Source organism: Vreelandella salicampi (genome assembly GCF_013415105.1).
Lineage (GTDB): Bacteria > Pseudomonadota > Gammaproteobacteria > Pseudomonadales > Halomonadaceae > Vreelandella > Vreelandella salicampi.
Map to the genome: position 1 here is coordinate 1 of NZ_JACCDF010000011.1, position 23,830 is coordinate 23,830.

A 23,830-nucleotide genomic window follows, 5' to 3' on the forward strand; every position below is an offset into this window, starting at 1 on the left:
GACTGGCGCGAAATTTGACGTTAGGCATGATAATGATCGGGTGAAAAAGGATATACGCTATATTGCCATGTGGATCAGAAGGTTAGAAGACTTTTAGGCCGCCAGGCTCACGGATTCAGGTTTATTAATAACTTCTACGTCGAAATCATAAGAAAAGCTAATGATAGAAAGCATTTGAGCAGTAGCGACTATACCTACTGTATCATTACGACTCAAATCTCGATACCAGCCAAAAGATCCATCTTCGAGATCAACTAAAGAGGTTTTTATCGTAGATCTAATATGCTCATCAAATAATACTTCAGCCTCCCTTCTGCTAAAAAAAACCATATACTATCCCCTTTTTAAATTATTTTAACAACCCTTCGGAATCGAGCTTTTTTCTAACTTTCTCTCGGATTTTTAACTCTCCGGCAGTTATTTTTTCCCATTGGGGATAGGACAGCCAATCCCATTTTTCGCCTGCAGAATGATGCTCAGCAACAACTTTTCTTAAAAACTGTCGTGGAATACCATGCATTACTGGAGCAAAAGTTATTTCTTCTTCATTAATGATACTCATTATATAAAAACATGGATTTTCTCGATATTCATCGAACAAACTATTCCAACCTTGTAAATTTTTCGTTTCGAATTGTGACTTAATTATATCCGAAACACGCGCGCTAGAAGGAACCATATGTAAATGTGCATGGTGGCAGTGCTTTGTGTCAGAAGAGTGACTAGCACATACCCCTGCCTGACCATGTTCATAGGAAACTACATTGCCATAGATATCAATCTGAATATTTCTGATGACGTTATATATGCACTTAAACTCATCTATACAAGATAAAGGAAGATCAGCTATACAGTCGACATGATCCCGTGTAACGATTAAAAGATAACCTTCAACTACCGGCCCTAAAGAAAGCATGACATAGAAATTTTCTGTATAGGCTAGAACCCTTTCTGCATCAGAAACCCTACAAAACCTACATTCACCCTTTAACTCTTCGTCACTAATAGTCTTAGGGTTGATCATCTAAACCTCGTGATATCATTCCAAAAAATGAATAATTTAAAGTATCATGAAGCTGGCTTGAAATCGTTAAAAACGAAAAATTTCCGTCTCTTCGAATTATTTTTTTCATTCGACTTGTACGTAAAATAATTTCATCCGTAAAAGACTCAGGCTCCATATATCTCCAAGCCTCTCCATAGTCGTTATTTTTTTTAATCAACAACTCCGAAGAAGATGCATAAGCTTGCCTAATCATAGAGACTATTTCTTTGTCTTCAAACAAATCAGCATCAACCAAAGGAACTTGAAGCCTAGGATCTTGTTTCTCCTCCAAGCCAGCCAATGCTATTCCCATTGCACAATAGTTAGCAACTCCAACCAACTCATCTACAGGGCTATCTAAAATTTGTTGATCATGGCCAGGCGACTCTATATTTTTTAATCGAAGGCCCTTGATTAATATATGGTCTATCAATGAAAGGGGCCTAAGCCCCAGCCATGTTGGACCATACTCTGAGTTCTTTTTTGAGAATAGCTCTATACATTGCTCTCTGAGCTGTTTTATTTCACTCTCGGTCTGCTGATATATATGCACAACCTTGCCTTTTTTAAAAACTTATGTGATATGAGACACTAAATCTTAAACCACTCACTCCCACTCAATAGTAGCAGGCGGCTTACTGCTCACATCATAAGTCACCCGCGACACCCCTTCCAACTCATTGATAATACGATTGGAAACCTTCTCCAGCAGCTCGTAGGGCAGGTGCGCCCAGCGGGCGGTCATGAAGTCGATGGTTTCTACCGCGCGTAGCGCGATGACCCATTCGTAGCGGCGGCCGTCGCCGACGACGCCGACCGATTTGACCGGCAGGAACACGGCAAACGCCTGGCTGGTTTTTTCGTACCAGCCGGAATTGCGTAGTTCTTCGATGAAGATAGCGTCGGCTTCGCGGAGGATGTCGGCGTACTCTTTTTTGACTTCGCCGAGGATGCGCACGCCCAGGCCCGGCCCCGGGAAGGGGTGGCGGTAGACCATGTCGTACGGCAGGCCGAGCTCCAGGCCGAGTTTGCGCACTTCGTCCTTGAACAGTTCGCGCAGCGGCTCGACCAGCTTGAGCTTCATGGTTTCCGGCAGGCCACCCACGTTGTGGTGGGATTTGATCACGTGAGCCTTGCCGGTTTTGCTGGCGGCGGATTCGATCACGTCCGGGTAGATGGTGCCCTGAGCGAGGAAGTCGACACCGTCGATTTTGCTGGCTTCATCATCGAACACGTCGATGAAGGTGTTGCCGATGATCTTGCGCTTCACTTCCGGGTCTTGTTCGCCCTTCAGCTTGTCGAGGAACAGGTCTTCGGCGTCCACACGGATGACCTTCACGCCCATGTGCTTGGCGAAGGTTTCCATCACCTGGTCGCCCTCTGCCTTGCGCAGCAGGCCATTATCCACGAACACGCAGGTGAGCTGGGTGCCAATCGCTTTGTGCAGCAGCGCGGCGACAACGGAGGAATCCACCCCGCCGGAAAGGCCGAGCAGCACGTGGCTGTCGCCTACCTGCTCGCGTACGCGCTGCACCTGGTCTTCGATGATTTGTGCAGGCGTCCAGAGTTTTTCGGCCTGGCAGATATCCAGCACGAAGTGCTCGAGAATACGCTGGCCCTGCAGCGTGTGGGTCACTTCCGGGTGGAACTGCACGCCGTAGAACTGTTTCTCTTCCCAGGCCATGGCGGCAATCGGGCAGCTCGGCGTGGAAGCGGTCACGGTGAAGGTGTCCGGCGCCTGGCCGACTTTATCGCCGTGGCTCATCCATACGTCCAGCAGCGCTTTGCCGGTCTCGTGGTCGACGTGATCCTTGATGTCGTTGAACAGCGCGGAGGGTTCGTCCAAACGAATCTGGGCGTAGCCAAATTCGCGCTGGTTGGAGCCTTCCACCTTACCGCCCAGCTGCTCGGCCATGGTCTGCATGCCATAACAAATCCCAAACACCGGCAGGCCCATTTCAAACACGCATTGCGGCGCACGCGGGGAGTCCAGTTCAGTGACGGACTCCGGCCCACCCGCGAGGATAATGCCGTTGGGGTTATATTCGCGGATTTCCGCTTCGGTGATATCGAACGCGCGAACCTCAGAATAAACACCAATCTCGCGCACACGACGCGCAATCAGCTGGGTGTACTGGGAGCCGAAATCAAGAATCAGAATTTTGTGGGCGTGAATATCAGTCATGGCAATATCTCGTTGGTGGCCGAGGCCAAAAAAGCAAACGGCGAGGGGGTTGCCTCGCCGCCGTTTCATGCATCTGCGCATTTAGCTCGCGCGGTAGTTGGGCGCTTCTTTGGTGATCTGCACGTCGTGCACGTGAGACTCGTTGAAGCCTGCGCCGGTGATCTTGACGAACTCCGGTTTGGTGCGCATCTCGTTCACATCGCGGCAGCCGGTATAGCCCATCGAGGCACGCAAGCCGCCCATCAGCTGGTGAACGATGGCGCCCATCATGCCTTTATACGGCACGCGGCCTTCGATGCCTTCCGGCACCAGCTTTTCCGCACCGGCGCTTTTATCTTGGAAGTAGCGATCAGCGCTGCCCTGGTTTTGCGACATCGCGCCCATGGAACCCATGCCGCGATACGCTTTGTAGGTACGCCCCTGGTAGAGCTCGACTTCCCCCGGCGCCTCTTCGGTACCGGCGAGAAGGCCGCCGACCATCACCGCACTGGCACCGGCGGCAATGGCTTTGGCCAGGTCGCCGGAGAAGCGTACACCGCCATCAGCGATCAGCGGGATATCATAGGCTTCAAGTGCCGCGGCGACGTTGGAGACAGCGGTAATTTGTGGCACGCCGACACCCGCCACAACGCGAGTGGTGCAGATTGACCCCGGGCCGATGCCCACTTTCACGCCATCCGCTCCGGCTTCGGCAAGCGCCCGGGCGGCTTCGCCGGTGGCGATATTACCGCCGATCACCTGAATCTTGGGGAAGTTCGCTTTGATCCAGCGCACACGGTCAATAACACCCTGTGAGTGGCCATGGGCGGTATCCACAATCACCGCGTCGACACCGGCTTCGGCAAGCGCGGCAATGCGGTCCGGCGTTTCAGGCCCGGTACCCACGGCTGCGCCCACCAGCAAGCGGCCGTCGCTGTCTTTGGCGGCCATCGGGTAGGTGCGGGCTTTTTCGATATCCTGGAAGGTCACTAGACCGCGCAGGTGGAACTCGTCATCGACAATGAGCATCTTTTCGATACGATGTTCGCGCATTCTGGCTTTGCTTTCTTCAAGATCAGTGCCTTCCGGGACAGTCACCAGCCGCTCGCGGGGCGTCATGATATCGGACACGCTGTCGCCATGGTTGGGCTGGAAACGCATGTCGCGCTCGGTCACAATGCCCACCAGAGTTTCACCTTCCACCACCGGAAAGCCGGAAAAGCCGTTTTCCCGCGCCATGGCGAGCAGGTCTTCGAGCTTGGCTTTGGGGCTAACGGTGACCGGGTCATTCACAATCACGCTTTCGTGCTTTTTGACCTTGCGCACTTCCGCCGCTTGCTGGGCAATCGACATATTTTTGTGGATGATGCCGATGCCGCCTTCCTGGGCCATCGCAATCGCTAGCCGCGCCTCGGTGACGGTATCCATCGCCGAGGAAACGAGCGGAATATTGAGCGAAAGGTCACGTGTCAGGCGGGTTTTCAGGCTGACATCCTTGGGAAGAATGTCGGAGAAGCCGGGAATAAGTAATACGTCATCGAACGTAAGTGCTTCTTGAGCCATACGTAGCATAGCGGCAACACCCAATGTTGAAGTGGGAAGATGGGGCATGAAAGGTTAGTCGCGTAGTATAACGCCTATGCGACCAAGGCAGCAATTCACAGACACGATCCCAGCGACGCAACACAAGGTTCCAGCATGCCAGACAAACCCGCAGCTCTTTCCGTCAGTGAACTCAACCTCAAGGCGCGTAAGGCGCTGGAGCGCGACATGGGCGAGGTGTGGGTCGAGGGGGAACTTTCCAACGTTTCGCGCCCGGCTTCTGGGCATGTCTATTTCACCTTGAAGGATGACCGTGCTCAGGTGCGCTGTGCGCTGTTTCGCCAGCAAGCACGGTTTGTTAGCGCGCCCATGCGCGATGGTGATCAGGTCAAACTGCGCGGGCGGGTGTCGCTTTTTGAGCCGCGCGGCGATTACCAGCTGATTGTCGAGGCGGTGCAAGCGGCGGGCTTGGGCGAGCTGTTAGCGGCGTTTGAGCGCTTGAAAACCCAGCTCGACGCTGAAGGCGTTTTTGCCAATGCCCGCGCGCTACCCTACCCACCCCGGCGGCTGATGATTTTGAGCTCCGCCACGGGAGCGGCCATTCGCGATGTGCTGGCGGTGTTAAGCGCACGCTGGCCACTCACGGAGGTGACGCTGCTTCCGGTGCCGGTACAAGGCAAAGAGGCTGCGCCCGCGATGGTGGCCGCACTCGGCCTGCTCAATCGTCAATCGCGGCTCGACCCAGAGCGCGACGCGGTGCTCATTACCCGCGGCGGCGGCAGTTTGGAAGACCTGTGGGCGTTCAATAACGAGCATTTGGCGCGGGCTATTTTTCATTCACGCCTGCCGGTGATGTCGGCTGTCGGCCATGAGGTCGATGTAACACTGGCCGACTTTGCCGCCGACCTGCGTGCGCCTACCCCGTCGGCGGCAGCCGAGCGCCTAGTGCCCGACCAGCAGACCCTCAAGCGCCAGCTAGAGCACCATGAAAACCGCCTTCAGCGGGCGATGCAGGCGCGGTTAGAACGCGACAGCCAGCGGCTGGATACATTACGCGCCAAGCTGCGCCACCCCGGTGAACAGCTCAAACATCAGCGACAACACCTCATCCACCTCAGCCAGCGCTTACAGCGGGCCACCAACGCACGGCTTGCCCAGCAGCGCGAGCGGGTGAATCAGCTTAACGGGCGGCTGACGAGCCAGGACATAGCGCGGCTGCACCGCGCCGAACAGGAACGCGTCAACCAGCTTCATCGCCGCTTGGGGTCGGCCATGCAGCGCCAGCTCGAAAACCGCCAAGCACGACTCACCAGCGCGGCACGCGAGCTAAATGCGATAAGCCCCTTGGCCGTATTGGGGCGCGGCTACGCCATCGCGCAGGACGAGAGCGGCCAAGTGGTGCGCCGAGCGCAAGATACGCAACCGGGGCAGAAACTCAAGCTGCGCCTGGGTGAAGGCAAGCTCAGCGTCGAGGTCAAACGGCGCTATCAGCGCTAAGTGCTTACCAGGCTCCTTGCTGGCAGGGCGATGTCTCACCCGGCAAATAGCAGGCCCAGGTAGGCGTGCTCCCTAGCGTTATCACCACGCTGGCGAGGGTATTTTCGTTATCCGGGTCGTCAGGCTCACAGCGCAAAATGGGCAACGCTTCTCGGGCTTGATCATGAAGAATCCTGAGCGGGTTACGCACACCCTGAGCCAGCAGCGCCTCGCCACGGTGCTGGCGGTCGGCGGAGGAGCGCGTCAGGTGTTGCGCACTTGTGTGGTAAAGCGCGTGATTGGCGTGAACGGCCGGCGCCGTAAGCGCGGTGATCACGGTGTTGCCCGCGCCAAACTCGACGCTCACCATGCGCCCGCCGCCCCGCTCGGCCAGCGTAATATGAAAGCCACCGCACTGATTGAAGCGCTCGAGCAGTGCCATGGCCGCGTCGATGTCTGAAACGCCCAAAAGTGCACGACACACCGCCATGCGGGATATTGTCGGCGTTACCTGAGTCAACCGCAGATTATTGACCGCAAAGGCGAAGCCACCGTGGCGCACGCCGACCGTATGCCCCGGCAGTGAACCCGGGTAGCAGAAGGTGCTGAACGCCGCCTCCCCTGCCGGCTGCGCCGTGACCCACAGGCAATACCCCTTCAAGCACGGCAGGCCGTCTTCGTTATGGGCCAAAAGCACCCCGGGCAGCTGCACGCTGGTGCAGCCATCCGCTACGGTGGCCAGCAGATCCCCCCGGCAATTCCAAGCGACGACATCCGCTAGCGGCAACCCAAGCCCCTCGGCCAGGCCGCCAAGTTCTTGCCAAACGGCGGGGAACTCACGTTGCGTGTTGGCGGCCAAGCGCTTTACCCCGCCAGCGTTTTCTCGCGCCTGCGCTTGAACGGCTTGCCAAGCGGGGTCGTGCATCAGCACACGGTGAACGGCGTCGCGCCCGCGCTCGCCGAGCTGGCGGCCCAACTCATACGGCGTGCCCGCGATAGCGCAGCGCTCAAGGGGGGTCATAGTAGCGCCTTAATCAACACTTTGGATTTTCGCGCGTGGTTGTACGTTTCGCGCTTCAGCGGCGGCAAGTCGTCTAAGCTGGCTGGGGCGAAGCCACGCTCGACAAACCAGTGAGCCGTGTGGGTGGTCAACACAAAGAGCCTCGCAATGCCGCGGCTTCGGGCGCGCTGCTCGATGGCTTCCACCAGCCGCTCGCCCCGCTCGCCACCTCGGTAGTTTGCGTGCACGGCCACGCAGGCAAGCTCACCGAGTTGTGCATCGGAAAAGGCATGCAGCGCCGCACAACCAATGACCATGCCATCACGCTCGATCACGACGTAGTCATCAATTTCATGCTCTAAGCGTTCGCGGGAGCGGGCCACCAACATGCCGCGCTGCTCCAGCGGTTCGAGCAGATCCAACAGCCCCGCGACGTCGTTGAGTGTCGCCGGGCGCAGCTGCTCGTAGCGGTGCTGGGTGATCATGGTGCCCACGCCATCGCGGGTGAAAAGCTCACCCAGCAGCGCATCGTGGTTGCGCCAGCACAGTAGGTGCGTGCGTGCGACACCTTCGCGGGCCGCCTGGCAGGCAGCGTGCAGATGACGCGCCAATTCGCTGCCCGGTGTGGCTTGGCTTAACCGTGGCTCGGCTTCATAGGGCGAAAGCTGACGCAGTAGCGCGCCGGTTTCGTCTTCGAGCCCTTCCGATTCGCCGAGCAGAATCAACTTGTCGGCTTTTAGCGCCACGGCGGCGTGCTGCGCCACATCGGAGGCGTCTAGGTCGAACACTTCACCGGTGCTGGAAAAACCAAGCGGCGGCAACAGCACCAACGCGCCTTTATCCAACAGCCCTTCAATGGCGCTGGCGCGCACCCGGCGCACCTCGCCGCTGTGATCAAAGTCGACCCCTTCGCGTACGCCCAGCGGTTTAGCGGTCACCAGATTACCGGAGATAACATTGAGCTCAACGCCGTGTAGCGGCGTACTGGGGAGCCCCAGCGAAAGCCGCGCCTCTAGCCACAACCGCTGATGCGACGCGACTTGCTCAACGGTCGCCATGACCGCGCGGTCTGCCACCCAGCGGCCGTTCACACGCCTGGGCGTTACCTCGGCTGCCGCCAGCGCCGCCTGCACTTGGGGGCGAATACCAAATACCACCACCAAGCGAACGCCTAGCGAGTGCAAAAGGGCCAAATCTTGAATCAGCTGTTCGCTACGCCCAGACGCCACCGCCTCGCCTTCGATCAAAATGACGAAGGTTCGTCCGCGGTGCGCATTGATATAGGGCGATGCATTACGGAACCAGTCAACAAAAGGGAAGCGCGTATCCAAGGGCCGCTCTCCGGCAGCAGGTGAATGAAATCTCGTATGCCGACATTACCGGCCCGCTTACTTTAGCAGAGCACAAAAAAAGCGGCATCTTCTCGCTGCGCAGTGCGCCAGAAGATACCGCTTGGGCCAGGGTCGCGGTTGGCGTTAAAGGCTAGCCGAAGATACCTTTGAACATAAAAAAGAACAAAATGGCAAGGCCAGCACCGGCGGGCAGCGTAATCAGCCACGACATTGCAATGGTGCCAATCACCCTGAGGTTAAGCGCCGCCATGCCGCGGGCTAGGCCAACGCCGAGTATCGCGCCCACCAATGTATGCGTGGTCGAGATCGGCAAGCCCGTGCCCGAGGCCAGCACCACCGTCGTCGCGGCGGCAAGCGTGGCGGCAAACCCACGGCTCGGCGTTAGCTCGGTAATGCCCGTGCCCACCGTTGCGATCACTTTGTGGCCGTACGTCACCAGGCCCACGACGATACCGCCGCCGCCCAGCACCAGTACCCACCAAGGCACGAGCGCGGCTCCTTCAACATTGCCGCCGCTTTGCACCACGCTAATCACCGCCGCCAGCGGGCCGACCGCGTTGGCCACGTCGTTGGAGCCGTGAGCGAAGGCCATCGCACAGGCGGTGAAGATCATCAGCACGCCAAAAGCACGCTCTACGTTGGCATAGCCAAAGTGGTCATCGTTGGATTTGACGTACTTCACGCGGCTCTCCATCCAGGTACCAATGGCTGAGAGCACCAACCCGAGGATGATCGATATCAACAAGCTTTGAGCAAAAGAGAGATCAAGACCGACGTGCTTCAACCCTTTGGTCATGGTGACCATGGCCACCACAAACCCCACGAGGAATACGTAAGCGGGCAGGTAGCGTTTGGCGGCCGCCAGCGGGTCGCGGGCCTCAAACACCAGGTGATGCAGCGATTTAAATAGCACAAAGCCAACGGTGCCGGCCAGCAGCGGCGATACGATCCAGCTCGCGGCGATGGTCCCCACGCCGCCCCAATCCACCGTTGCCGCGCCCAACCCGGCAACAGCAAAACCGACGATAGCGCCGACGATGGAGTGTGTGGTGGAAACCGGCCAGCCTTTCATTGAAGCAATCAAAAGCCACGTGCCCGCGGCCAGTAGCGCGGAAAGCATACCGTAGACCAAAAGCTGCGGGTCATCCTGCAAAAGCTCCGGGTCAATAATGCCTTTGCGGATGGTATTGGTCACCTCACCACCGGCAAGCCACGCGCCGAGAAACTCGAAAATAACGGCGATGATAATCGCCTGCTTGATGGTAATGGCCTTAGAGCCAACCGAGGTGCCCATGGCATTGGCGACATCGTTTGCTCCCACACCCCAAGCCATAAAGAAGCCGAACAGGCAGGCAAGGATGATAAAAATCTCGCCATGTTGCGCAATAATCTGCATCTTGCCCCCTTTTAACGCGCGGTCAGAATCTGCAAGCGGCTACCCACACGCTCGGCGCGGTCGGAAAGCTCGCCCACCCAATCGATAATCTTGTAAAGGAAGATCACATCGATCGGCGGCAACTCACTTTCCAGCGCAAATAACTGACGCCGAATTTCCACTTGCTGACTATCCGCTTGGTGCTCAAGGGTGTGCAGCTCACGGATCATGTTTTGCATGACATCAGAGACATTGCGCCCGAAGCCGGACTCAAGCAGATCCTTCAACTCTTCAAGCGCTTGGCGCGCCTGGGCAACACAGGCCACGCTGGTATGTATGTACTGGCGCATCGGCTCGGCGAGGGTTTTCGGCACGCGCATTTTGCGCCCCAGCATAATGCCGGTAATGTCACGTACCTTATTGGCGATTTTGTCCTGCACGCTGATCAGATCGAGGATATCCGAGCGTGACACGGGCAAGAACATGGTGTTGGGTAGGTTAAGGCGCAGTTCCGTTTTGAGCACATCCGCCTCGTGTTCCAAGCGCGTAATGCTTTCACGCAGCTGGGCGGCACTGTCCCAGTCGCCTTGAAGCGATGCTTCAAAGAACGGCAGTAACTGATCAGCACAGTCATTCGCTTTGACGATGTGTGCCAGCAGCGGCTGGAATGGCGAACGGCCAAACATCGCAGAAAAAGGATTGGAGGTAACCATAAAGCCTTTTAGCCTGTTTTCGGGAAGCCTGGAATTGGCGGGCGCCAGTATAAAGACTGACCTCGCCTCCGTCATAAAAAATTCATACTGACATCAAAATTTAACCGTAGCGTCATATTAACGAGGTGGCAAACGTCATGGAAAATCCGAAAGCGTCTAGTGAAGCCCCCACGGAAGTGGAACTAAAACTGGCCCTCGCCCCCGGCGGCCCAGCCCAATTGGCTGCACACCCGCTGCTCGACATCACCACGGCAACGCGGCTTACGCTGACCAACACCTACTTTGATACCCCGGACGGTGCCCTTGGCGCTGCACGCGTTGCGCTACGCCTGCGTCAGATCAACAGCCAAACGCTGCAAACGGTCAAAACCGCCGGGCAAGGCGGCGGTGGGCTCTCCTCCCGCGAAGAGTGGGAGTGGGAGGTCAGTGGCAACCAACTCGATATCACCGGATTAAAAGCGCTACCGCCGTTTCAAGCGTTCGATGACGCCACTTTCGCCGCACTTGAGCCACAACTGCGCACGGATTTCACGCGCACAAAGTGGGATATCCACCACCAGGAAAGCCAAATTGAACTGGCGCTGGATGAAGGGGAAATCGACTGTCACGGCTACCGCGCGCCGATTTGTGAGATGGAGTTGGAGCTAAAACGCGGCGCCCCCAACGCACTGTGGGACCTTGCCATGGCCTTAGCGGCTGACGTCGCCCTTCGCCCTTCGGACAGCAGCAAAGCCGCCCGCGGTACAGCGCTGGGTCATCAACACTGGCCGCTGCCCGAGGCGCACATACCGAGCGAGTGGCTCCAACGGGCCACGCTTGCGTTGGATGCCTTTCACGATAGCGGCCAGGGCGCATTTCTCACCCTGGCCTTTGAAGCGCTCGCGAAACTTGCCGAGCACCCAGGGCTTGATGATGCAGCACGCCCGCTAGCCCAAACGCTACCCCAAGCGCTCGATGAAAACGGCCAGCCCAGTACCGCTTACGGTAGCGCCGCGCTTACCCTGGCGCGATCTTTAGCGGAACGCACCGAGCTGCGTTGACATGACGCTAATTTGACGACTGACGTAAGGACAACGCGATGAGCCTGACACCCGCCGGCAAGGGTCTGCGTACCCGGCTTTTTCACTTGATATTTGAATCCGATACACCGGCCTCGAAAGCGTTCGATATTGTGCTAATCATCGCCATTTTGATTAGCGTCGCGGCGCTACTGCTCGATAGCATCGAGGCCTACCATGCACGCTTTGGCACTGTATTCAGGTATATTGAGTGGGGGTTTACGCTGCTATTCACCGTGGAACTAGCCCTTAGGGTCTACTGTTTAGAGCGCCCATGGCTTTATCTAAAAAGCTTCTATGGCATCGTCGATTTGATAGCCATCGTGCCGGCGTGGCTGGTGCTTGCCGTCCCCGGCGCCCAAAGCTTGGTGCTCATTCGTGTGCTGCGGGTGCTGCGCATTTTTCGTATTCTGCGCTTGATGGAGTTTGTTGGTGAGGGGCGATTACTGATCGATGCGCTGAAGCGCAGCCTGCGGCAGATTTTTCTGTTTTTCTTCTGCATTTTGATCGTGGTCACGCTGTTTGCCGCGCTGATGTACGCCATCGAATCCCCAGAGGCCGGCTTTACCAGCATCCCGATGTCGATTTATTGGGCGATTGTGAGCATGACTACGGTGGGCTACGGCGATATCGTACCCATGACCTCGCTGGGCAAGGCCATTACCGTGATACTGATGTTGCTCGGCTATTCGATTATTGCGGTGCCCACCGGGGTCTTCTCAGCGCAGGTGATACGCTCGATTCGCCAAGACCGCTACTCCGACGAAGCGTGCCCCGGCTGCGGCCATGACCGCCACGAAAAACGCGCGCGCTACTGCCTACGCTGCGGCACCTGGCTGGATGAAGACACCGAAGACCCGCGCCTGAGCGAGCCTTCGGAGGAGAAAGATCAAGACACTTGATATTTAAAGCGCTTGAAACGGCGTCACGTCACCGCGCCCTTCACGCAGGATTTTCGGCGGCAGATCGCGCAGGTCGATGACGCTTGTCGGGTCAAGCTGGCAAGCACCGCCGTCGATGATCAAATCCAGATGGGCGCCGAAGCGCTCGCGGATATCGTCGGCATCGGTCATGGGTAACGCCTCGCCCACCGGGATTAGCGTCACGCTCATTAGTGGCTCGCCCAGGGCATCGAGTAACGCGTGAGTAATCCGGTGGTCCGGTACGCGTACCCCGATAGACCGGCGCTTGGGATGTAAAAGCAAGCGTGGCACTTCGGTAGTGGCTTCGAGGATAAAAGTATAAGCCCCCGGCGTGTGCGCTTTAAGCAGGCGGAACACGTCGTTATCCACTTTGGCGTAGGTGCCAATTTCAGAGAGATCCGAACACACCAGAGTAAAGTTGTGTTTATCATCCAGCGAACGTAGCCATTTGATCTTTTCAACGGCTTTCTTCTCGCCTAGATGGCAGCCCAGCGCGTAGCCGGAATCGGTGGGGTAGGCCACCACACCGCCTTTGCGGATGATCTCGATTGCCTGATCTATTAATCGCTTTTGTGGATTATCGGGGTGAATCTGAAAAAACTGGCTCATGGTGAAAGCCTCCTACGGTGAATAACGTCTGACTTCGGTGAATAACGTCTAAGTATAGAGAATCGAGTCGAGCGTGCTTAGCGGCCAATGCTCAGCCAATTGCACCTAGCGGACAGAGCAGCGCGAGGCCAAAAGCGGATGGCGCCACACCGGCGGCGCTGCGGTGCGGGGTACAACGCTCATACTCCCAGGGGCTGCGTGGCTACCGGGGAAGTGAAAGTCGCTGCCGAGTGACGCGTACAAATCGCGCTCGACCAACTGGCGCGCCAAATCCCGCGTAGCATCCGAATTCTGTTGGCCGTTCACCAGCTCCACCGCTTGGCCGCCGGCCTCGCAAAACGTATCCATCAACAGCCCGCGCTTACGCCGCGTCAGCCGGTAGCGCAGCGGGTGAGCAATCACGGCCACGCCCTTGGATGCCACTATCCACTCTACCGCTTGGCTAACTTCCGGCCACTGCGCTTTTACGTCGCCCTTTTTGCCGCTGCCAAGGTAGCGCTTAAACGCATCGGCCCAATCTTTGGCCACGCCTTCCGCCACCAGCGCGCGGGCAAAATCCGGACGTCCCAGCGGTCGCTCGCTACCCGCGTGAGCGCGCGCCTTCGCCAGCGCATCCGGCAATCCCATTTTTTCCAGCCGCTGGGCGATCACCTCGGCGCGCTCGATCCGCGCCTCGCGCTGCTGTGCAAGCCCTTCAACCAACGGGCCTTGCAGGCCGTTCGGCATCAGCGCCACCACGTGAATCCCCACTCCCTGCCAGCGTGTGGATAACTCGCTACCCGGCAGCAGGCAAATACCCGCCTGTTGCGCGGCTTGCTCGGCCTCAAAGATGCCATCCATGGTGTCGTGGTCAGTCAGCGCCATATGGGTCAACCCACGCTGCGCGCACAGCGCGACTAACGCTGTGGGCGAAAGGGCACCATCGGAGGCGGTAGAATGCATATGGAAATCGACCGAATAGTGCTGATCGGCGGCAAGCGTGTGGGGAAGTGTGTCAATAGGCATGACGCCGTCGGACGAGTTTGTCAAAATAGCGGGCTCAAACAAGGCGGAATATGCCGTCATAGTGCGTGCTGCCAACCACGTGGTCAATGGCACGCTTTCGATATCAAGGAGTTATGCCCATGCTGTACGCCATTATCAGCGAAGACGTTGCCAACAGTTTAGAGCGCCGCTTGGCCGCGCGCCCCGACCACCTCGCCCGTTTGGAAGCGCTTCGCGATGAAGGCCGTCTGGTACTGGCCGGCCCTCACCCGGCCATCGATGCCGACAACCCCGGTGATGCCGGCTTTAGCGGTAGCCTCGTGATCGCCGAATTTGAAAGCCTCGATGCCGCTCAAGCCTGGGCTGACGCCGACCCGTATATGATTGCCGGTGTCTACGCCAACGTCACGGTAAAACCGTTTAAGAAAGTCTTACCTTAACGTGCTTACGCGTCCGCAGCTGTTCACAGCCGCTTTTCCACACCGTCTTTCTTCACAGTGGCTGTGGACAACTCTGTGAAAACTCGGCGGACGCCTTTCGCTAAGCCAGAAATAACGCCCGGCTCACCACATTGGTTATTTTTTAACCACTTCATGCTTCACTCATACGCTTCTTGCAGGCGGAGATTTCTGTGACCCAGCCCCCTGGCCCTTTTTGCTTCCCCCCGTTGCCCGCGCTTACAGCCCTCACGCCACCGGAGCTGTGTTGGGAAAACGGCGCACCACACTCGCAAGCCTTTGATGACGTGTATTTTTCGCGCGAAGACGGGCGTGCAGAAACCGAACACGTCTTTATCCACGCCAACCGTTTGCCCGAGCGTTTTGCCAATTGGCACAAGGCGCGCGCGTTCGTGGTCGGCGAGACGGGCTTCGGTACCGGGCTCAATATGCTCTGCGCCTGGGCGTGCTTTGAGCGCCACGCCCCGGCCGCGGCAAGGCTGCATTTAATCTCCACCGAAAAGTATCCACTGCCGCGCCAAGCTCTGTCGAAAGCGCTCAGCGCCTGGCCGACGCTTGAAGATTATGCACAGCCGCTATGCACGCAGTGGCCGGACGCGGTGAGCGGTATCCACCGGTTGCACTTGAGCGAGCGGGTGACGCTCGATTTGCACTTTGGCGATACCGCCGAGCGGCTTTCATTACTCGATGGTCAGATTGATGCCTGGTTTTTGGATGGCTTTGCGCCGTCAAAAAATTCTGAGATGTGGCAGCCGTCACTTTTCCACGCCATGGCGGCGCGCTCGCGCCCCGGGGCGACGTTTGCCACCTTTACCTGCGCCGGGGTCGTCAAGCGTGGCTTGAAAGCCGCCGGTTTTCGCTGGCAAAAAGTACCCGGCTTCGGGCGCAAGCGGGAAATGCTCGCCGGTCATATCGACTCACCGCCCCCCGACACACGCCGCTGTGACACGCCTTGGTTCACACCACCGCCGCCCCAACCTGCCAAGCACGTGGCGGTGATTGGCGCTGGCATTGCCGGGAGCAGTGTGGCTTCTGCGTTGGCGCGGCGAGGCGTGGCGGTCACCGTGGTAGATAAAACCTCCCCGGCGGCGGGCGGCTCGGGCAATCATCAAGGCGCGCTCTACGTTAAGCTCGCCGCCGAAACCAACGCGCAGAGCCGGGTTTATCTTAGTGGACTAATGTACAGCCGCCGCTGGCTTGAGTGGCTCGACCCAGCACGAACGCTCTGGGGCGAAAGCGGCGTGCTGCAACTGGCATTAAGCGAAAAAGAAGCCCAGCGGCAACGCCGCTTTTTCGCGAATCACCCGCTGCCAGCCTCGCTACTCACCCTGTACACGCGAGGCAAACTTGAGCACATCGCCGGGCTTCCCGTGGCGGGTGAGCAGGGGCTTTTCTACCCACAGGCAGGCTGGGTACGGCCCAAGGCGCTATGTGATCGCTTACTCGCAACATCAGGGGTTGATTATCAACAAGGCGAGGTAATCCAGTTGCGCCGAGGGGATAACGGCTGGCAGTTGTTGATGGCAAGCGGTGACCGATTAGTGGCAGATCAGGTGGTGATTGCCAACGCGCATCAGGCGAATGGCTTTGCCCAAACGCGCGCCCTGCCACTGCAGCCGGTACGCGGCCAGGTATCGAGCGTGCCCTTGCCGGCTGGCGTAACCGGCCCCACGCCGGTGATTTGCGCGGGAGGCTACGTGCCGCCGGTGCTGGATGGCATTCTCACCTTTGGCGCGAGCTTTGTGCCGAATAGCGCAACGACCGAGCTTTCCACTGAAGAGCACCAGCGTAACCTTGATGAGCTACGCCAGAGCCTGCCGGCGCTGGCCGATGCACTGGAAAGTACGGGCCTGAGCGCCGAGGATTTCGAAGGCCGTGCAGCGGTACGTGCGGCAAGCCCGGATAAATCGCCCTACGCCGGCCCGGTACCGGATGCCAACGCCTGGCAAGCGGATTACGCCGTGTTGGGCAAAGATGCCACACGCGTGCCGACGCAAGTCGGCCAGCACCATCCAGGACTTTGGGTCAGCACGGCCCACGGCTCGCGGGGCTTGGCCAGCGCGCCGCTGTGCGCGGAAGTGATTGCATCCCGCCTGTGCGATGAACCGCTGCCGCTAGAAGCGCCGCTGGCGGATCACCTTCACCCAGGGCGGCGGATTATCAGCGCGTTGATTCGCCGCCAGACGTTATAGCTTGCGCCTCTCTAGGCGTCAGCAAAAACTAAGCATCAGCTAAGAAAATCCGGGCCGGGGCGGCCTAAGTGGTAGCCCTGGCCGTAATTGATGCCCAGCTCCCGCACCGCATTCATTACCGCTTCGTCTTCGATGAACTCGGCGATTGTCTCCACCTTTAGGCTCTTCGCTAGCGTGACGATACTTTTCACAAAGGCCAGGTACTTGTCGTCATCAATCATATTGCGGATAAACTCCCCCTCGATCTTGATCACATCGATGGGGAACTGCTTAAGATAGTGGAACGATGAGTAGCCGGAGCCGAAGTCGTCGATCGCGAAGTTAAACCCCTGCAACTTAAGGTCGAGTACAAATTTTTCCAGCAGCTGCAGGTTGCTGACGGTCTCGCGTTCGGTTAGCTCAAACACAATCCGCTTTGGATCAATTTCATAATCCACGGCGAGCTGGTGGATACGGTTAATAAATTCGCCGATGATCAGCGAGCGCGGCGAGAGGTTGATAAACAACGTACCGATATAGCCCTGGGCGTGAATCTGCTTAAAGGCTTTTTCGATCAAGAGATAATCCATGCGGTGGATTACTCCGATACTCTCGGCAATATCGATAAACTCGCCGGCCGGCACGATACGGCCATCCTGCTCAATGCGCATGAGCAGCTCGTGGATATTCGTCTCACCGGTGTTCACGTCCACAATCGGCTGGAAGTACGGCACGATACGCCCTTCTTCAAGCGCATTGAGCACCATTTGGTTTTTCTCACCCACCTCACGGTAGATAGCCGCGACCTCATCTTCTTCCGGTAGCGCTAGGCAATTTTTCCCTTGGCGCTTGGCCTTGTACATCATGTTATCAGCAAGCAAGAACAGGTCTTTCGGGTCTTCGGCGTGCTCGGGATAAACAGCGATGCCTACCGAAGTGGTCGCCCGCACGGGAGAGCCATCCGGCGCCATCAGCACCACCTCAGCGAGTTCTCGGGTAATGCGCTGTGCCACCGAATACGCCTGAGAAGCGCCGGTGTCGGGCAAAATGACGGTGAACTCGTCGCCGCCGTAGCGCGACAGGAAATCCCCTGGTCGCACGGCGCCAGCCAGCGCCTTACCAAAGGCCTGCAGAAACTGATCGCCAAACGCATGGCCGTGTCGGTCGTTAACCAGCTTGAAGTTGTCCATATCGAGCATCAAAAGGCTGAAGGACTCGCGATGGCGTTTGGCGCGCCCCACCTCATAGGGAAGCAAATCTTTAAACACCCGCTGGTTATGCAGCGACGTGAGCGGATCGCGAGTGGCGTAAAACTCCAGATCGCAAGTGTATTTGTAGATCGCCTTCACCGAGCCAACGAGATTTAACAGCGTCGAGAGAATACCGTCGATCACAATATGACGAATCGGGTCTTTGGCTATTTCGGACTGCACACCAATGCCGACCACACCGCCGATGCGCGGCGCATCTAGCAGCAACGATTTGGTTTCCAGCTCGATCTCTTCCGGGCTAATGGTAATCGCTTGGCTGTCAATATCACCGTTATGCTCAACGCTGTGGTGGGTAATACGTACGATGGCCAAATCGTCTTGGAAGTGCGAGTTCTGTTCTAGCTGCCGGGTGACAATGCGCTCCAACAGCTGACGATCCCCTTGGGTGGGTTCGCGGTACCAAAAAATCTCCAGCTCATAGCCTTCATCTTCCACCTGGAAGATAGTCATTAACGTATGCGCTTCGATAATCGTATTGATGTCGACCAGCAGATCTTTGATGAACTCGCGCCAGTCACGCACCACGTCCGAGGTGATAATAAATTTGCTCAAAAGGCGAATTTCGAATTCAAGAATGTCCTTATCTACAGCAACATTTTTCAACCGTTGCGCCAGGGCATTGATGTCACCAAAGGCATGATTTAATTCGTCAAAGGAGAGATCGACGTCGCTTACGTCTAAAGTGCGAAAATCCTTCACCGTGTTCACTGAACTTAAGCGCGTGCGAAACAAATCCAGCGCGCGCTTGACGCGCCCCGCCGCGAGCGAAGAGACCAACCCTGCCGCAAACAGCATGACAAGCGATACAATCACAAACAGCACCACATAACCCTGACGCGCTTCGGAAGCCACCGGATTCATGTCATGGTGAATATCGATCACGCCCAGCACATCGCCCACTTGTGCGTTGGTGTGGCAGGCCAAACACTCGCTGCGCGCGGTCATGGGGTAAATGCGACGGGTAATATTGTCATTATGAGTGACGCTTTGCTCACCATCGGCAAAAGCGTTTTGAATCGACCGATCCATCTCCGGCTGGGTAATATGGCCGTAAAGTTCCGCCACCAACGCGCCGCGATAGATTTCAAGATCAAAGGGGGAGTTCTCGTGGGCAGCTTTGGTCGCATCGACAAAGCGTTCAAGGTCTTCGCGGTTCCAGCCGCGTCGCATCACTTCGAACATCGAGTTGAACGTCTGCTCAGCGATATTTTGCGACGTTTGTGCTGCCTGACGGCGCATGATGTCTTCATACAGCAACGACGCCGCGAGTGTCACTCCCAGAAATACCGCCAGGGCTGACGCCAGAATGACGCAAAAAACAAAACCGCGCAGCGTAGTGAGCGGTTGATGAAGTCGGTAATACCAAGAGTGCATCGCAGCCTGCCACTTTCTTAATTAAAATTGTGCTTAAGTAAAAAGTGCTAACGCACTTAAGGGTGGGAGCAAGATTATGTCAGGCATTAGGCTTGGATAAAGGCGCTTTTGGTCGCAGTACTGCAAAAGCTTGCGCGAGCTTGATGTACGTCAAACGAGGTCACCTTCTTCTTCATCATCGCCAATGTCGCGGCCAAAACTGCGCCACTGAGCGAGCGTCATCACTTCGGTCATTTCCAGTTCCAGGTCGTGAGCAATGATCAACTCGTTGCGTTCAAGCTGCTGTTTTAATTCACTCACCCAGCCACGCATGCCTTCGCCGGTATCCGTGGTGTCGTAGCCTTGGCGGGTAACAAAGGCTTCCAGCAGCGCCTCCAGCGTTTCTGGCGGCAGCATTCGTGCGGGGACTTCGATAAATCGGCTCATGCGTTCATCTCCTGTTCGCCGGTGGTTTAATCGCCGTTTTCCCAGTCGTCTAAGCGCTCAAGAAACGTGGCTTCGTCGATAACCGGAACGCCTAACTGTTCAGCTTTGGTCAGCTTGCTCCCGGCGGCCTCTCCCGCCACCAGGCAGGTGGTTTTCTTCGATACGCTGCCGGAAACCTTGGCACCCAGTGCCTGCAGGCGCGCTTTGCCTTCGTCCCGGGTCATACTTTCCATGGTGCCGGTCAACACCCATGTTTGTCCGTCTAGGGGCGTAGGACCGCGCACCACGTCGCGCTCTTCCCAGCGCACACCCGCAGCCAAAAGTGCATCGAGCGTTTCTTGGTTATGCACTTGACGGAAAAACGTATGCACATGCGCCGCCACGACAGGGCCAACGTCATCCACGGCTCCAAGCGCGGCTGTATCGGCTTCTTGTAAGGCGTCTAAGGTGCCAAAGTGCGCCGCCAGGTTAGCCGCGGTGGCCTCACCCACTTCACGAATGCCCAAGGCGTAAATAAAGCGCGAAAGCGTGGTTTCCTTGGCGTGTTGGAGCGCATTGATCAGGTTAGACGACGACTTCTCTCCCATGCGCGGCAGCGTTTGCAGCTGCTCGACGCTTAAGTGGAAAAGATCCGCCGGTGTTTTGACCCAGTCGCGCTCCACCAACTGATCGATCAGCTTTTCTCCCAGGCCATCGATATCCAACGCGCGGCGGCTGGCAAAGTGCTTTAGCGCTTCTTTGCGTTGTGCTGGGCAGTAGAGCCCGCCAGAGCAGCGCGCCACCGCTTCGCCCTCCACCCGCTCGATCTCGGATTCACACACCGGGCAACGACTCGGAAAGACAATCTCACGTGCATCAGCCGGGCGTTTATCAATGTCAACACGCACTACCTGGGGGATCACATCGCCAGCGCGGCGAATCGCAACCGTATCGCCAATGCGCACATCCAATCGCGCGATTTCATCGGCATTATGCAGCGTGGCATTAGAGACCGTCACACCCGCCACGCTCACCGGCTCCAGGCGTGCTACCGGTGTAATGGCACCGGTGCGCCCGACTTGAAACTCAACGTCATTGACGTGGGTGATCTCTTCCTGCGCTGGGTACTTAAAGGCCACAGCCCAGCGCGGCGCACGGGCAACAAACCCTAGCTCGCGCTGCAGGCGAAGTTCATCGACTTTGATCACTACACCGTCGATATCAAAACCAAGGCGGTCGCGCTTTTCTCCTAGCGCCGCACAATAATCCGCCACGGCGTTTGGGCCGGTTACCACGGAGAGCTCGTCGCTAGTGCGAAAGCCAGCGTCCGATAGGCGCTGCATTAAGGCACTGTGGGTGGCATCGCCCATATCCGGCTCTAACCGAGCGGCTTGATAGGCGTGAAACTCAAGCGGGCGAGTAGCAGTGATGCGTGGGTCAAGCTGACGCAAACTGCCCGCCGCCGCGTTACGCGGGTTGGCAAATACTTTGCTTCCCTCCTCGCGAGCACGCTCATTCAATGCCTCAAAGCCTGAGTGTCGCATGATCACTTCGCCGCGCACCTCCAAAAGTGCAGGCGTTTTTTCGCCGCGCAGACGTAGCGGCACCGAACGCAGGGTACGCAGGTTCGACGTAATGCCCTCGCCTGTACGGCCATCTCCCCGGGTGGCGCCACTTACCAACACGCCCCGCTCGTAGACGAGCGACACCGCGGCGCCATCAAGCTTAGGCTCACACGAGAATGAAATCTCATCCGGCTCACACTCAAGTCGTTCAGCCACGCGCTCGGCAAAGGCAAAAATACCGTCGCGACTAAACGCATTATCTAGCGACAGCATGGGGATGACATGAATGATTTCTGGAAAGCCATCCGCGGGGGCAGCGCCTACGCGCTGCGTAGGCGAATCTGGTGTAACCTGCTCGGGATATTGCGCTTCTAACTGCTTGAGACGCTGAAATTTACGGTCGTAGTCGGCGTCGGTGAGCGTGGGACTATCGAGTACGTAATAGCGATAATTGGCATCTTCCAGCTCGGCACGGAGCGTGGCAATGTCCTTAAGCACGGCGGCATCAGGCTGACTCATGAAGGCAAATCCAAGCAAGGCAGAGGGGATGAATGTAGAGCTCGATTATACAAAAACACCCGCTGCCTGACCCGGCAGCGGGTGTTTTTTTCACTTACAACGTGTAAGGGAAAACCGAATCAGTGCGCCTGCATCTGTTGATGCAAACGATGGCGCCGCTCAAACTCGTGCACGCGTTGACGGGCAAACTCAATGGTTTGCGCGGTCATCACACTGTGGTTCTCATCTTTGAGCTCACCGCCTAAGTGGCGCACCACGACCATCGCGGTCTCGACCATGGCTTCAAAGGCAGCGCTACTGTCCTCAGCGCCGGGTAGTGGCATCAAGAACGTCACGCCAGGCGTGACAAACTCGTCCATTTCCTCAATCGGGAAAGAGCCCGGCTTCACCACGTTCACCATCGAGAACTGCAATTCACTGTCAGAACTCTCCGTTTCAAAGCGGTGAAACACCCCCATGCCTCGGCTATAACGCAGACCACACATCATTAATAGCTCTAGCAGTGTGACCCCATCAAAGCCTTCCTTGTCTCGCGACATCACGCTGATCACAATCACTTCTTCTGCGTTGGTCAGCGTTTTGCGGGCGTGGCCACCACACACATCATGGCGGAGTGCTTTTTCCAAGGTGGGGTGCGGGCGCACAACGTTATCGTAGCTGCCATTATCATATTCAGCGTCTGTATATGTATCGTCGGGGTGATCGTCTAACGCTCGCGACATTACCGACGTCTCATAAGCTGGGTCTACTGCCTCAGCGGTTTTAGCAGCAGCGGCTTCTTGAGCTTTTGCTTGCTCAGCAGCCACTCGCGCTTTTTCAGCCTCAGCGGCCGCTTGCGCTTCAAGGCGCAATGTCTCTTCTCGCGCTTTACGTTCGGCTTTTTGCTGAGCCTGCGCTCTAGCTTGCTCGGCTTTTGCTTCTTTCTTTTGCTGTTTGGCTTTACGACGTTCGGCCATCCGCTCTTTGAGGGAATGCTTGATACCGTCAAAATCAACCAGTCGGTAGCTGTCATCCTCGTACGACTCGTCGTCGTGATCGGATTCCTCACGCTCACCGGCGATATCACGTCGCAGTTGGCGCCGCTTGGCTTCGCTATGCTGGGCAAGATGTGCTTTGACATCGTCCTCGTCGGCGCGGGTAGCGCTTAACGGTGAAGGCGTATCGCTTTCCGTCACTGAGTCTTCCTGAGCTGTGCGCGCCTTTGCTTCGCTTGCTTTACGACTAGCTTCCTCCGCATGTTCGGTTATGCGAACATTTTCGGCTTCCTGAGCCCTTTCCGTTTCATGGACAGTTTTTGTTTCATGATCAATTGCTGTTCCATGGTCAGTTGCCTCGGCAGCACTCGCGGGGGGAACCGATAGAGTGGGTTCTGTATGGCGTGGCGATTCAGCCGTTGCCGCTTGGCTAGCCGACGCTTTAACATCGTGCGGGGCTTCTTCTTTCGTCTTTTTCGTCCGCCGGAACTCTGAGAGTACCCTAGAAGGACCTGGATGCTCTTGGCGCTCAAGTTTAGGCTTACCGCTCAACCCACTATAATCCGCAGGCTTTAACACTCGAGCGCCACCATTAGGCAGCTCCCAGCTCAGCTCAGCTTGGCGCTGCGCCTCTTCTGGATCTTTATCAGGGGTTTTAGCGTCGCCTGAGTCGGCACCCGTCGCTTGATCTAACTGCGGTACCCGGCGTTGGCGCTGAAGCCGACGTACACCATCAATGACAATCAGCGAAACCAACGCCAGCCCTAAAACTATTAGCCATTCTCTTAGTTCCATGTCGCACGTTCCATGGGTCGTTTTGCCGGTTTAAGACACTACTCTAGAAACATCACA

20 protein-coding genes are annotated in these 23,830 nt (G+C 57.1%); 5 read left to right on the forward strand and 15 right to left on the reverse strand.

Annotated features, from left to right (window positions below; genetic code table 11):
- Nucleotides 1–93: 93 nt before the first annotated feature.
- The 5 genes from HZS81_RS12370 to guaB form a co-directional block, all read right to left on the reverse strand.
- Nucleotides 94–330 (reverse strand): hypothetical protein, encoded by a 237-nt coding sequence (locus HZS81_RS12370; RefSeq protein ID WP_179930881.1) that lies wholly within the window; start codon nucleotides 328–330, stop codon nucleotides 94–96.
- 19 nt (nucleotides 331–349) lie between these two features.
- A complete protein-coding gene (locus HZS81_RS12375; RefSeq protein WP_179930882.1) occupies nucleotides 350–1,024 on the reverse strand; it encodes an HIT family protein in 675 nt (224 codons plus the stop codon).
- Nucleotides 1,011–1,598 carry a nucleotide modification associated domain-containing protein gene (locus HZS81_RS18230; RefSeq protein ID WP_179930883.1) on the reverse strand — a complete coding sequence of 196 codons (588 nt, stop codon included), beginning with the start codon at nucleotides 1,596–1,598 and terminating at the stop codon, nucleotides 1,011–1,013. Before HZS81_RS18230 ends, HZS81_RS12375 begins: the two co-directional genes overlap by 14 nt.
- Before the next feature lie 54 nt (nucleotides 1,599–1,652).
- Nucleotides 1,653–3,230, reverse strand: coding sequence for a glutamine-hydrolyzing GMP synthase (gene guaA / locus HZS81_RS12385; RefSeq protein ID WP_179931005.1), 1,578 nt, complete (start codon nucleotides 3,228–3,230; stop codon nucleotides 1,653–1,655).
- A gap of 81 nt (nucleotides 3,231–3,311) precedes the next feature.
- Nucleotides 3,312–4,781, reverse strand: a complete 1,470-nt coding sequence (guaB, locus tag HZS81_RS12390; protein ID WP_179930884.1) for an IMP dehydrogenase — start codon at nucleotides 4,779–4,781, stop codon at nucleotides 3,312–3,314.
- Nucleotides 4,782–4,907: 126 nt separating this feature from the next.
- Here guaB and xseA point away from each other — a divergent pair, with 126 nt between their 5' ends.
- Nucleotides 4,908–6,248 (forward strand): exodeoxyribonuclease VII large subunit, encoded by a 1,341-nt coding sequence (gene xseA / locus HZS81_RS12395; protein WP_179930885.1) that lies wholly within the window; start codon nucleotides 4,908–4,910, stop codon nucleotides 6,246–6,248.
- A gap of 4 nt (nucleotides 6,249–6,252) precedes the next feature.
- Here the strand turns inward: xseA and HZS81_RS12400 are convergent, their stop codons facing one another.
- The 4 genes from HZS81_RS12400 to HZS81_RS12415 all read right to left on the reverse strand — a co-directional run bounded on the left by HZS81_RS12400 (nucleotide 6,253) and on the right by HZS81_RS12415 (nucleotide 10,667).
- Nucleotides 6,253–7,248, reverse strand: coding sequence for a C45 family autoproteolytic acyltransferase/hydrolase (locus HZS81_RS12400; RefSeq protein ID WP_179930886.1), 996 nt, complete (start codon nucleotides 7,246–7,248; stop codon nucleotides 6,253–6,255).
- Nucleotides 7,245–8,558: an amino-acid N-acetyltransferase gene (gene argA, locus HZS81_RS12405; protein WP_179930887.1), complete on the reverse strand. Its 1,314-nt coding sequence runs from the start codon at nucleotides 8,556–8,558 to the stop codon at nucleotides 7,245–7,247. The genes HZS81_RS12400 and argA overlap by 4 nt, the downstream gene beginning before the upstream one ends.
- A 151-nt stretch (nucleotides 8,559–8,709) precedes the next feature.
- Entirely contained in the window at nucleotides 8,710–9,975 is a 1,266-nt protein-coding gene (locus HZS81_RS12410; protein ID WP_179930888.1) for an inorganic phosphate transporter, read from the reverse strand.
- 11 nt (nucleotides 9,976–9,986) lie between these two features.
- On the reverse strand, nucleotides 9,987–10,667 hold the full coding sequence (locus HZS81_RS12415; RefSeq protein ID WP_179930889.1) for a TIGR00153 family protein: 681 nt from the start codon (nucleotides 10,665–10,667) through the stop codon (nucleotides 9,987–9,989).
- A 137-nt stretch (nucleotides 10,668–10,804) separates the two neighbouring features.
- Here HZS81_RS12415 and HZS81_RS12420 point away from each other — a divergent pair, with 137 nt between their 5' ends.
- Nucleotides 10,805–11,707: a CYTH domain-containing protein gene (locus tag HZS81_RS12420; RefSeq protein WP_179930890.1), complete on the forward strand. Its 903-nt coding sequence runs from the start codon at nucleotides 10,805–10,807 to the stop codon at nucleotides 11,705–11,707.
- A gap of 38 nt (nucleotides 11,708–11,745) precedes the next feature.
- Nucleotides 11,746–12,627, forward strand: coding sequence for an ion transporter (locus tag HZS81_RS12425; protein ID WP_179930891.1), 882 nt, complete (start codon nucleotides 11,746–11,748; stop codon nucleotides 12,625–12,627).
- Nucleotides 12,628–12,630: 3 nt separating this feature from the next.
- Here the strand turns inward: HZS81_RS12425 and HZS81_RS12430 are convergent, their stop codons facing one another.
- Complete coding sequence (locus HZS81_RS12430) at nucleotides 12,631–13,257, reverse strand: L-threonylcarbamoyladenylate synthase (RefSeq protein ID WP_179930892.1); 627 nt, start codon at nucleotides 13,255–13,257, stop codon at nucleotides 12,631–12,633.
- A gap of 105 nt (nucleotides 13,258–13,362) precedes the next feature.
- Entirely contained in the window at nucleotides 13,363–14,262 is a 900-nt protein-coding gene (locus HZS81_RS12435) for a PHP domain-containing protein (protein ID WP_179930893.1), read from the reverse strand.
- A gap of 119 nt (nucleotides 14,263–14,381) precedes the next feature.
- Between HZS81_RS12435 and HZS81_RS12440 the strand changes: the two genes are divergently transcribed.
- Together HZS81_RS12440 and mnmC are read left to right on the forward strand one after the other, a co-directional pair.
- On the forward strand, nucleotides 14,382–14,681 hold the full coding sequence (locus HZS81_RS12440) for a YciI family protein (protein ID WP_179930894.1): 300 nt from the start codon (nucleotides 14,382–14,384) through the stop codon (nucleotides 14,679–14,681).
- A 191-nt stretch (nucleotides 14,682–14,872) separates the two neighbouring features.
- Nucleotides 14,873–16,891, forward strand: a complete 2,019-nt coding sequence (mnmC, locus tag HZS81_RS12445; protein ID WP_179930895.1) for a bifunctional tRNA (5-methylaminomethyl-2-thiouridine)(34)-methyltransferase MnmC2/FAD-dependent 5-carboxymethylaminomethyl-2-thiouridine(34) oxidoreductase MnmC1 — start codon at nucleotides 14,873–14,875, stop codon at nucleotides 16,889–16,891.
- Between the two features lie 35 nt (nucleotides 16,892–16,926).
- On the opposite strand, the gene HZS81_RS12450 is transcribed toward mnmC, so the two are convergent.
- The 4 genes from HZS81_RS12450 to HZS81_RS12465 all read right to left on the reverse strand — a co-directional run bounded on the left by HZS81_RS12450 (nucleotide 16,927) and on the right by HZS81_RS12465 (nucleotide 23,773).
- Nucleotides 16,927–19,515 carry a putative bifunctional diguanylate cyclase/phosphodiesterase gene (locus HZS81_RS12450; RefSeq protein ID WP_179930896.1) on the reverse strand — a complete coding sequence of 863 codons (2,589 nt, stop codon included), beginning with the start codon at nucleotides 19,513–19,515 and terminating at the stop codon, nucleotides 16,927–16,929.
- 150 nt (nucleotides 19,516–19,665) lie between these two features.
- Nucleotides 19,666–19,941, reverse strand: a complete 276-nt coding sequence (locus HZS81_RS12455; RefSeq protein ID WP_179930897.1) for a YheU family protein — start codon at nucleotides 19,939–19,941, stop codon at nucleotides 19,666–19,668.
- Between the two features lie 26 nt (nucleotides 19,942–19,967).
- Complete coding sequence (ligA, locus tag HZS81_RS12460; RefSeq protein WP_179930898.1) at nucleotides 19,968–22,004, reverse strand: NAD-dependent DNA ligase LigA; 2,037 nt, start codon at nucleotides 22,002–22,004, stop codon at nucleotides 19,968–19,970.
- Nucleotides 22,005–22,123: 119 nt separating this feature from the next.
- On the reverse strand, nucleotides 22,124–23,773 hold the full coding sequence (locus tag HZS81_RS12465) for a cell division protein ZipA (RefSeq protein ID WP_179930899.1): 1,650 nt from the start codon (nucleotides 23,771–23,773) through the stop codon (nucleotides 22,124–22,126).
- Nucleotides 23,774–23,830: the final 57 nt, after the last annotated feature.